At 59.2% G+C, this 9,459-nt stretch carries 10 protein-coding genes; 3 read left to right on the top strand and 7 right to left on the bottom strand.

All coding sequences use genetic code 11. The features are described 5' to 3' along the window. Nucleotides 1–265 precede the first annotated feature (265 nt). Nucleotides 266–1,000, bottom strand: coding sequence for an SDR family oxidoreductase (locus BM079_RS14945; RefSeq protein WP_090135849.1), 735 nt, complete (start codon nucleotides 998–1,000; stop codon nucleotides 266–268). Nucleotides 1,001–1,553: 553 nt separating this feature from the next. Here BM079_RS14945 and BM079_RS14940 point away from each other — a divergent pair. Beyond that, nucleotides 1,554–1,961, top strand: a complete 408-nt coding sequence (locus BM079_RS14940; protein ID WP_090135677.1) for a hypothetical protein — start codon at nucleotides 1,554–1,556, stop codon at nucleotides 1,959–1,961. Nucleotides 1,962–2,175: 214 nt separating this feature from the next. Here the strand turns inward: BM079_RS14940 and BM079_RS14935 are convergent, their stop codons facing one another. Genes BM079_RS14935 through BM079_RS14925 form a run of 3 tightly spaced genes read right to left on the bottom strand, consistent with a single transcriptional unit; the run spans nucleotide 2,176 to nucleotide 4,275 of the window. Continuing rightward, entirely contained in the window at nucleotides 2,176–2,829 is a 654-nt protein-coding gene (locus BM079_RS14935) for a TPM domain-containing protein (protein WP_090135675.1), read from the bottom strand. A 28-nt stretch (nucleotides 2,830–2,857) separates the two neighbouring features. Continuing rightward, nucleotides 2,858–3,640 carry a TPM domain-containing protein gene (locus BM079_RS14930; RefSeq protein WP_245743110.1) on the bottom strand — a complete coding sequence of 261 codons (783 nt, stop codon included), beginning with the start codon at nucleotides 3,638–3,640 and terminating at the stop codon, nucleotides 2,858–2,860. Then, a complete protein-coding gene (locus BM079_RS14925) occupies nucleotides 3,640–4,275 on the bottom strand; it encodes a LemA family protein (RefSeq protein ID WP_090135673.1) in 636 nt (211 codons plus the stop codon). The genes BM079_RS14930 and BM079_RS14925 overlap by 1 nt, the downstream gene beginning before the upstream one ends. A 217-nt stretch (nucleotides 4,276–4,492) precedes the next feature. Between BM079_RS14925 and BM079_RS14920 the strand changes: the two genes are divergently transcribed. Beyond that, nucleotides 4,493–4,867, top strand: coding sequence for a hypothetical protein (locus BM079_RS14920; protein WP_139215321.1), 375 nt, complete (start codon nucleotides 4,493–4,495; stop codon nucleotides 4,865–4,867). Between the two features lie 29 nt (nucleotides 4,868–4,896). On the opposite strand, the gene BM079_RS14915 is transcribed toward BM079_RS14920, so the two are convergent. Then, the gene (locus tag BM079_RS14915; RefSeq protein WP_245743108.1) at nucleotides 4,897–6,108 is read right to left on the bottom strand and encodes an MFS transporter; all 1,212 of its coding nucleotides are present in this window, start codon (nucleotides 6,106–6,108) and stop codon (nucleotides 4,897–4,899) included. Then, nucleotides 6,105–7,064 carry a GlxA family transcriptional regulator gene (locus BM079_RS14910; RefSeq protein WP_090135669.1) on the bottom strand — a complete coding sequence of 320 codons (960 nt, stop codon included), beginning with the start codon at nucleotides 7,062–7,064 and terminating at the stop codon, nucleotides 6,105–6,107. Before BM079_RS14910 ends, BM079_RS14915 begins: the two co-directional genes overlap by 4 nt. 662 nt (nucleotides 7,065–7,726) lie before the next feature. Between BM079_RS14910 and BM079_RS14905 the strand changes: the two genes are divergently transcribed. Then, nucleotides 7,727–8,728, top strand: a complete 1,002-nt coding sequence (locus BM079_RS14905) for a glycosyltransferase family 2 protein (RefSeq protein WP_090135667.1) — start codon at nucleotides 7,727–7,729, stop codon at nucleotides 8,726–8,728. A gap of 102 nt (nucleotides 8,729–8,830) precedes the next feature. Here BM079_RS14905 and BM079_RS14900 read toward each other — a convergent pair whose 3' ends face one another. After that, complete coding sequence (locus BM079_RS14900; RefSeq protein ID WP_090135664.1) at nucleotides 8,831–9,457, bottom strand: FMN-binding negative transcriptional regulator; 627 nt, start codon at nucleotides 9,455–9,457, stop codon at nucleotides 8,831–8,833. Nucleotides 9,458–9,459: the final 2 nt, after the last annotated feature.

The raw sequence follows: 9,459 nt of genomic DNA, 5'->3' as shown, positions 1-9,459 counted from the left end.
ATCCCACAAGGGTCGATGGTCGGACGTCCTTCAGTTTGATTCTGGTTCATCGGGGACGACCGGCCGAATCGCGGGTCTCGAAATGTAAAAAGCCACCCCGTGGGATGGCTTTACGGTGGTGCTACCGGTGACCGGGCCCGGTGTCCGCCGCATCCTGTCGTCCACGACGGCAGTGCGGACGGAGCCGACCTTTGCGTTCGAGCGGCGAATGACGGCTTCTCGTAGATGCTCCCTGGGCTGCGTCATGCCCCGCCACGACTCGGGGCTACGCCTCCAGACTTCCACCGAATGCCTTCGGGACCAGATCGTCCTGCCGTTCACCGGATCGGACCAAGCCGAGGATCTTCTCGGCGACGCGTTCGGGAGAGTGGATCGCCGAGCCGACTGTCTCCAGTTCCCTCTCGGCCGCGCGTTCGCCGGTCTGGACCGACCCGTAGAACTCGGTGTCGGTGACGAACGGATACATTGTGGAGACGGAGATGCCGCTCTCGGAGAGTTCGGTCCGCGCCACGTCCGAGAGCATGTTCAGCGCGGCTTTCGAACTGGTGTAGGCCCCGGCTCCCGGAAGGGCGCCGAAGGTCGCGCCGGAGCTGACGTTGACGATGGCCCCGTTCCCCTGCCGGCGCATCTGTGGCAGCACGGCCTGCATCATCGCCAGGGGAGCGATCGTGTTGAGCTCGAGAAGCGCGCGATACTCGGCGATGTCGATCTCGTCGGTGTTTGCGTAGAAGCCCCGCCCGGCATTGTTCACCAGCACGTCGATCCGGCCGAACGCGTCGAGGATTGTCTGCACGCAGCGCTCGACCTCAGCGGGATCGGTGACGTCGCAAGGCACCGCCAGGGCATTTGGACCGAGCTGGTCCGCGATCTCGTGCAGGCGATCCGCGCGCCGCGCGATCAGAGCGACCCGTGCGCCCTGTTCGATGGCCGCGGCGGCGGTCGCCCTACCGATGCCGGAGGAGGCGCCGGTGACGAGGATGGTTGCGTTCTCGATGTCCATGTATGTGGTCTCCTTGCTCTCCGATTGAGGCATAGCCGTCCCTGTCGGGGCCACGGGCTGTGCCGGAATGTGTCCGATAGATGGGACGCCGTGGAGGTCAGGGCGTTGTCGCGGTGGTTGCCGCAGAATTGGAGGATGGTAGGGTATCGGCCAGCCCCGATGAGGGTGAGGGCATCATGAGCATGACGCCTGAAAACACGACCGTTGTCAGCGGCGTGGTGACGTATTGTTAATAAATCATATCGGTTTCCGTGATCTCATTATTATTTGATTTTGAAAATATTTCTTATTCACGGGAGAAATTATCCCGGGGATGGCGCGGACAACAATCCCAAAAGGGTCGATGGTCGGACGTCCTTCAGTTTGAACCCGGCAGACGCACCCCAGAGCCGGGCGGAAAGTGTCGTGGCACACGCAAGGGATGGCCCTGTAGCGTCTGACCCTGGCGAACATTTGTGTGAAAGCGACCACGATGTATCGATTCAGACTATGGGTCGATATGGTACATGATAATGTTATTAACTATTGCCCGTTGGCAGGCTGAGTTATACCCATGGTGCTTATTCGATATTCCCACCATACCGAGGATCGTGAATTCGTCAATTACACGGCCGACACCGATCACTTCGATGAGGCCTGCAAGATTCTTGATCGTTACCCTTGGAGGCAGGAGATCGCCATTTTTGAAGAGCTCGGTGAAGGCGGCGGGCTCGACTTTGTAATGGGCAACGAACAAGGCAAACATGCGTATTATCAGTTGATTCCTATCGAAGAGGGAAAGGGCTTTCTCTTTCTCACTGTCGTGGTAAAAACCGGCCTCTTCAATCTGCTCGGCCGCCAGTCGCTCAACCGCGATTTCCATCTCGTGACTATCGAAACTGCCAGGTTTTATATCAAGGAGCTCTTCGAGCATTCCGTCGAATCGCTGTATGAAATGCACCGGCCTTTCAAGACATTTTGATTGCCGAAGCTCACGGGCACGGCAAAAAGGGGGATGACTACCTGACGGAAGACATGAAGCAAGGTCGCGAGATGACCGGTAAGCGATGACATATAGTTGCTGTGAGGCTGTCAGCTTTGATCTGGGCCTGGTGCTTTGAAGGCGAGCACTGACGTCAAAAAGCCACCCCGCGGGGTGGCTTTTTGATGACAGCGCCAGCGATTTGTCAGGCTGATCAGCCAATGTCGCCACGGCCCAGCACGACCAGACGGTTGGGCAGCTCGTTGCGTTCGTGGGTGGCGGGCACATGCGTTTTTAAAAGGGCACCGCAGGCCTCGACACAATCCACAAAACCCTGCTGCGTGTGGCCCTGGCGTACCTTCCGGGTGAAATCAGCCACGATCTCGGCCCATACGGCGTTGTCCAGCCGACGGGAGATGCCGTGATCGACCAGAATCTCGACATAGCGCTCGGCCTCTGACACGAAGATCAATACGCCGGTGCCGGCTTCGGTGCGATGCAGGTTCTGTTCGAGAAACTGGCGTCGCGCGAGGTTGGCGGCGCGCCAGAACCGCACGTGACGAGGAATCAGGTGCGTGATGATCCCGGGCAGGCGAAAAAGAACCGCCAGCACTGTAAACAGGGCCCACTGTACCAGCAGTATAATCCAGGGGCCGGTCCAGAACACATCGAGCCCGAACCAGCCGGCCAGCAGGGCCAGCGCGCCTGGCACAATCAGGGCCACCAGCCCTGCCCACAAAAGCGGAATATAGGCATAGTCGTCTGCCTGCGGGGCCAGTACCGTGACGATTTCGGCATCGGTGTCGCGCTCGATACGGGCGATCGCCTCGCCGACCTCACGCTGTTCGCTCTCTTTCAGTAGTGACATACCGCGTTATCCTTGTGTGAGCATGACGTTACCAGCCGCCGGAAGCACCGCCGCCGCCGAAGCCGCCGCCACCGCCACTGAAACCACCACCACCGCCGAAACCACCCCCCGACCGGCTGCCACCGCCAAGCGCCCCGCCCAGCAGCATGCCGCCGAGCAGGCCACCTCTACCTCGTCCGCCACGACCACCACCACCTCGAACGATCATCAGCACGATGAACATCAGAATTGTCAGCCAGATGCCGGCGCTGCCGAGCTCACGGGATTCACTCGCGTCGCGCTCGCCGCGCTGCCCTGTCTGTGTCAGTGGATCGCCGCCGAGCACCTGGATCATGGCCTGGCTGCCCTCGACAATGCCGCGGGCATAATCGCCGTCGCGAAAGGCCGGCGTGATGACCTGATGGATGATCGTGGAAGACTGTGCATCGGTCAGGCGTCCTTCGAGACCGTAGCCGACCTCGATGCGTACCTTGCGCTCATCCAGTGCCACGATCAAAAGGGCGCCGTTGTCCTCGCCCTCCTGGCCGATGCCCCATTCACGACCCAGCTGATAGCCGTACTGCTCGATGGTCTCGCCACCCAGATTGGGCAGGGTCACGACCACCACCTGTTCGCCGGTAGCCTTTTCATGGGCGGCCAGCGTCTGCGAGAGCTGCGTCTCGGTCGAGGCGTCGAGCAGTTCGGCGTTGTCCACCACGCGCCCGGTCAGTTCGGGAAAGTCGGGGGCGGCCTGCGCGGCTGCCGTACACAGCAGCAGTAACAGGCCGATGACAAGCAGCGAGGTTGTTCGCCGTAACATCGTCTGTGGCATCAGAAGTTCACCTGTGGCGCCTGGTCTGCGTTTTCGGCCGTGGCTTCGAAGTTCTCACGAATCGGCAGATCGCTGTACATCAGCTTGTGCCAGATGCTGCCCGGGAAAGTGCGAATCTCGGTGTTGTAGGCCTCAACCGCCTGAATGAAGTCGCGCCGTGCCACGGCAATCCGGTTTTCCGTGCCCTCCAGCTGGGACTGCAGCGCCAGGAAGTTCTGGTTCGATTTCAGCTCCGGGTAGCGCTCCGAGACCGCCATCAGACGGCTGAGTGCGCCGCTGAGCTGGCGCTGCGCCTGCTGGAACTGCTGAAGCTGTTCGGGATTGTTGAGCGTGTCGGCATCGACCTGAATCGAGGTCGCCTTCGAGCGCGCCTCGATGACCGCCGTCAGCGTTTCCTGCTCCTGATTGGCATAGCCCTTCACCGTCTCGACCAGGTTGGGCACCAGATCGGCGCGGCGCTGGTACTGGTTTTCGACCTGTGACCAGGCGGATTTCACCTTCTCGTCCAGGGTCGGGATGTTGTTGATGCCACAGCCGGAGAGCATCAGGCACAGACACAGCAGTGTCAGACACTGCCAGTGAAGGGCGCGCAGGCCGGTACGAGCAGGAGCGGGGCGGTTGTCGTGCATGGTCATGGGTCGGGGTCTCGAACGAACGGATTTGAGATTTCAATTCATAAGGTATCACCGTTACGGCCTATCAATAATGTCAGCCTGGAGGCCACCGCGCCAATCGTCGTCGCCGGGAGAATCCTCATCTGTCACACGACCAAAGCAGCAGCCATGAAAGACGGTGACGACGCGGGGCACCCTCTATGCTCAGAGCTGGCATGACGCCTCGGAGGATACAGTCATGAAAGCATCACGCATGGCCCTGTGGGGACTGATTCTGACGCTGGTTCCCGTACTGGCGCTGGCCACGGCGCCGCCGGAAGATGACAGCGCGACGACCCCGCCTTCCCAATCGATGGAAGCGCCCGATCAGAACCCGGGCGGTATGTCGCGCCCGGGCGGCGCCAGCGGCATGGAGGATCAGAGCGGCAGCATGCAGCGCGAGCGTCAGAAACAGCTTGACGCCTCTCATGCGTCGCCTTCCGGCGCGGGCGAATCGCAGGACCAGTCTCAGGAGGCGGGCAAGGGCAGCATGAACGACGACCATACCCCGCAGACCGAGCGCAGCGCCGGAGAGATCCCTGACGAGCGCACACAGGACGACACCGCGCCGTAAACGGATCGAGTTGAATCAACACGTCTGTCTCAGGGCGAGGCAGGCGTGTTGTCGGATCCGTTGGCACACGCCCGACGGTTCAGGACCGCTACCGCCCACGCCATCAGAGCCACGGGTATCAGCAGCCAGAGGTTGAGCTGCTGCCAGCCCAGCCATGCATTGAGCGGCCCTGCCAGCAGTGCCGAAAGCGTCACGAGCGTGAACACCACGCAGTCATTGAGCGCCTGTACCCTCGGTGCCTCCTCGGGTCGATGTGCTCTCGTCAGCCAAGCGCTGGCGGGCACAAAGGTAAAGTTCCAGCCCAGTCCCAGCAGCACCAGCCCCGCGCCGAAAGCCGACAGCGCCGGCGCCAGCAGCGCGCAGGCCACGCTTAGCGTCAGCAGTATCGCGCCGGTCAGAATCATTCGAACGTGGCCGAAGCGTCGGATCAGATGGCCGGTCACAAAGGAGGGCGCAAACATGGCCAGCACGTGCGCGCTGATCACCGTACCGGTGGCCTCGAAACTGTGGCCATGGTGGCTCATGGCCAGCGGCGTGGCCGTCATGGCGAGATTCATGACCGTATAGCCCATTGCTGCGGCGAGAATGGCGGCGGCAAGTTGCGGCCGCCGCAGCAGCGTGGTCAGCGTCACCGGCGTGCTGGTGCTTCCACGGGGAAACGGGTCGGTCAGAGTGAGACTGGCGACAATGACCAGCGCGGTCAGATACAGACCGGCCAGTCCCAGCAGCGTGCCCAGAAAGTGCACGGGGAAAAGATCGCGGGTGACATCGGCCAGCCACGGGCCGAACAGCGCCGCCAGCACGCCACCGGCCATGACCATCGAGAGAGCCCTGTCGCGCTTATCGGGCGCGGTATCGACCGCGGCAAAACGATAGAGCATACCGGCACCAATGCTGGCGCCGATGCCGAAGGCGCCGAGGTTGAAGCCGGCAAAGCTTTCCCCCAACAGCGACAGCGCCGCCAGACCAATGCCGGAAAGCCCCGCCAGGTTCGCCATGATGAAGGTACGCCGCCGCCCGAAGCGTGCCGTCAGCCAACCGGCCGGCAGGGTCGCACAGGTCGTACCCAGCATCTGGGCGGCCACCGGCAGGGTGATCAAGGCCTCCGACGGCGACAGATGCGCGCCGATCAGCGGATTGATGGTGATCAGCATGATATTGCCGCTGACCAGCAGCGCCTGACACAGCGCCAGCCACCAGACCGTGGCCGGCAGCCGCGTTGATCGATGTTGTTGATTCATGATGCGCTTCCCGAGCCGAAGCGGGCCCGATACAGGGATGGGGGCAGGCCGAAGCGGCGCTGGAACAGGCGGCGCAGCTGCTCGCCGCCGCCCAGCCGGCAGTGCTCGGCGATCAGTGCCGGTGACGTGTCACTTTCCAGCAGCAGACGTCGAGCAGTCTCCAGCCGCAGTCGCGTCAGAAAGTCGCCCGGTGTCATCGAAAGCTCCTGACGAAACAGTCGTGCCAGATGTCGCGGCGTAACGGCCAGAGCCTCCGCCATCGTCTCGCTTGACCAATCATCAAGTGGTTCCGCCGTCACGCGGTCTACCAGGTGGCGCAGCCTTTGGGTACTGCTCACCTGGGCCTTTAATCCTTCACTGAACTGTGCCTGGTTGCCCGGTCGGTGCAGGAACATGACCAGCTCACGGGCGACCTCGGCGGCCAGGGCCAGGCCGTGATCCTCTGCCAGCAGCGAAAGGGCCAGATCAATGCCCGCGGTGATGCCGGCACTGGTATAAACACCGTCGCTTTCCAGATAAAGAGCATCCGCATCGACCTGCACTTTCGGAAATTGATGCGCCAGCGCCTCGGCATGACGCCAGTGCGTGGTGGCGCGTCGCCCGTCGAGCAGCCCGGCGCGGGCCAGCGCAAAGGCCCCGGTGCAAATTGACCCCACGCGGGGCGTCCTTCGGGCGCGTTGTGCCAGAACATCGATAATGTCTTTTTCAAGCGCATGTACACCAGAGCCGCCAGCCACCAGCAATGTATCGCCGGGCGGTGTGGTGGTCAGCGCATGTGTGGCCTGAAGGGCCATGCCACCGTTGGTGGTAACCAGGCCTGCCGCTTCGGTCAGCAGACGCAGCTGATAAAGCGGCTTGCCGGTCAGCTCGTTGGCCGTGGCAAACACCTGCCAGGGGCCGCTGGCATCCAGTAACTGACAGCCCGGATAGATGAAAAGATCAAGGGTATGCGACATCCCGTGGCCCTCGTGAGCAGATCACTGGAGTCTGCGATCAGGACGCGATGTCGGCAATGACCTGTTGCCCACCGATTCGGACATCAGCGAAGCTCCGTTCAGGAACCCGAATCACCGCTCGGCCACGTTGCAAATGACTTGCCGCTCCTGTGAACCCGACCTGCTGATTCATTTCCGGTACGGGGTAAATGCGATCAGGCACGGTCGATATCGTTGATGACATCAAACCGTCATGACCGGCTACTGCCCCGCGAACAGCTGGCAACGGGAGGATAAAATCAGCAATGTCATGCCTCAAGGATTGAACAAGGGGCAGATATTTTATAGGTAATTGAAGATGACAGCTTTGTGATTGTGTTGGTAAACGGCCATGGCATTTATGTAAGTGCTATTAAATAAAATCTTGGTGTTGTTATGCTGGTTTAGTGCTAATAATGAATGATCAGAGGTTTTAATTAATTGTGTCGCTATTTTTGCCATTTTTTCGGTTTCGGTTTTGGTTTTGGTTTAATTAATGCTTAAATTGTTGTGGTGGTTTCGAATCATGATTTGATATGCCGTTCTCGAAAAGTCTATGAGGATTGATCGTTTTTGCACAAAACAGTAAGTCAGCCTAAATTAATCTCGATTTAAATAACGTTAATGACGAGCTGGAGAATAATATGGCTCAAGCGCAGAAGGGACAGTGGCTCACTGTTATCGTGGCCGCCTGGAACACGGCCGAATGGATCGAGCAGACGCTTTCATCAATGCTTTCCCAGGTTGATCACGGCGTCAAGGTCCTGATCATCAACGATGGCTCTACCGACAACACACTCGAATGCATTGAAGGCTGTCTGAATAATTACCCTGACGTTAAAAACCAGGTCGAAGTCATCAGCCAGAACAATAGGGGGATAAGTGCCGTACGCAATCGAGCAATCAGGATGGTGACGACCCCTTGGGTAACCTTTCTTGATGGTGATGACTTCTGGTCAGAGCAATATTATCGGGTCGTCAAACAAATGGTTGACGAAGGGGACTTTGACCTGATCGAATTTAACGCTTTTTCATTTCAGGTCGATGATCAGGGCAATCAGAGTAATCATCCGGTTACTTATAATGCGTTGGGTAATTATCAGGGTGAGTTGCAGGAGTCACATTTTAGGACCATTTTTACTACTTCCAAATGGTATCTCTGGAGCCGAATTTTTAGGACCTCTCTTTTCGATGGACTGGTTTTTCCGGAAGGGAAACGATATGAAGATCTGATGGTCACTCCCTTTGCCGTGTTACGTGCCAGGCGCATTAATGCGACGGAAAAGGCGCTGATTCATTATCGCCGTAATTTACAAAGCATTAGCACGAACATTGATAGTACTGACACACATCATGTTGCCGAGCATATAAGATGCTATCTGGAGGCAGCAGAACAGGAAGCGGATCCTGTTAAAAGAAAGATGCTGGTGTTGCTGGCTGCGCAGACCATGTTGTTTTACAAGATATGTGTCAATCTGACGTATGGTTATGTTGGTTCTATTGTGCCTTTGAAAGCCATGAGGCAGAAAGTGACGCCTTACTTGAAGCGCTGCCAGGTGCAGTTGCCGAAAAAAACCAGACTGCTTTTTATCTCTCCGGCCGTTTCAAACATGTATACCTGGGTAAAAACACGGCGTGCCTTTTGAGAAGACAGCAGTGATGCCGCCCGATACTCGGCATTTTCGGGAATGAGCCCGCCAGCGACTCAGAGACCCGAGCAGAGTCTTGGTGGAAGCTGGCACACTTTTTCAGGGCCTTGACAGTCCGCTCAGCCAGCCCGCTTCCTCCTCGCGCCATCCCTCGGCCATCAGCCCATCAAGTACCGCACGCTGTGTTGCTGCATCCTTGTGCTGGGCCGCCTTGTGCTTGCCGACCAGACGTTCGATGCGAAGCTCAATCCCTGCAATCGCCCGGCACAGGCCATCAATGTAATCCCGCGGTGCGTCCTCGATTGACCAGGGCGTGGTCTGTTCGCGCTCGAAGCGCGCAGTCAGCTCGGCCACATGCGTTCGCAGCCAGTCCGGGTCCTCGATCAACCGAAGCGTGCCGTGTGCCTGAACGCTCAGATAGTGCCAGGTCGGTACGACCCGGCCATGGGCGCGCCTGGCCGGATACCAGTTCGGTGTGATGTAACTGTCGGGGCCGTGAAACAGCGCCATGGCCCTTTCGGGCGACTGCCGGACAAGCGGGTTGGCGCGGGCGATATGGCCTTCGAGTACGCCATGGTGACCTCGATGAGGATTCAGCAACAGCGGCAGCGGATTGGCGTCGATGACGCCGTCGGTGACGGTCACGAGCGTGGCAAAGGGGTAGCGATCCATCAGGGCGTGCTTTGTCCGGGCATTTTCCATCTGAAAGTGACGAGGCAGATACATGA

This window comes from Kushneria avicenniae (assembly GCF_900112585.1).
Taxonomy (GTDB): Bacteria; Pseudomonadota; Gammaproteobacteria; order Pseudomonadales; family Halomonadaceae; genus Kushneria; species Kushneria avicenniae.
Note: the sequence above shows the minus strand (reverse complement) of the source record. Positions and strands in the feature narration are given on the sequence as shown.

Excerpts from the sequence above, each read along its gene's own strand:
- BM079_RS14945 (WP_090135849.1), bottom strand. The coding sequence starts at position 1,000 with ATGGACATCGAGAACGCAACCATCCTCGTCACCGGCGCCTCCTCCGGC.
- BM079_RS14930 (WP_245743110.1), bottom strand. The coding sequence starts at position 3,640 with ATGCCACAGACGATGTTACGGCGAACAACCTCGCTGCTTGTCATCGGC.
- BM079_RS14905 (WP_090135667.1), top strand. The coding sequence starts at position 7,727 with ATGGCTCAAGCGCAGAAGGGACAGTGGCTCACTGTTATCGTGGCCGCC.
- BM079_RS14935 (WP_090135675.1), bottom strand. The coding sequence starts at position 2,829 with ATGTCACTACTGAAAGAGAGCGAACAGCGTGAGGTCGGCGAGGCGATC.
- BM079_RS14915 (WP_245743108.1), bottom strand. The coding sequence starts at position 6,108 with ATGAATCAACAACATCGATCAACGCGGCTGCCGGCCACGGTCTGGTGG.
- BM079_RS14925 (WP_090135673.1), bottom strand. The coding sequence starts at position 4,275 with ATGACCATGCACGACAACCGCCCCGCTCCTGCTCGTACCGGCCTGCGC.
- BM079_RS14940 (WP_090135677.1), top strand. The coding sequence starts at position 1,554 with ATGGTGCTTATTCGATATTCCCACCATACCGAGGATCGTGAATTCGTC.
- BM079_RS14900 (WP_090135664.1), bottom strand. The coding sequence starts at position 9,457 with ATGTATCTGCCTCGTCACTTTCAGATGGAAAATGCCCGGACAAAGCAC.
- BM079_RS14910 (WP_090135669.1), bottom strand. The coding sequence starts at position 7,064 with ATGTCGCATACCCTTGATCTTTTCATCTATCCGGGCTGTCAGTTACTG.
- BM079_RS14920 (WP_139215321.1), top strand. The coding sequence starts at position 4,493 with ATGAAAGCATCACGCATGGCCCTGTGGGGACTGATTCTGACGCTGGTT.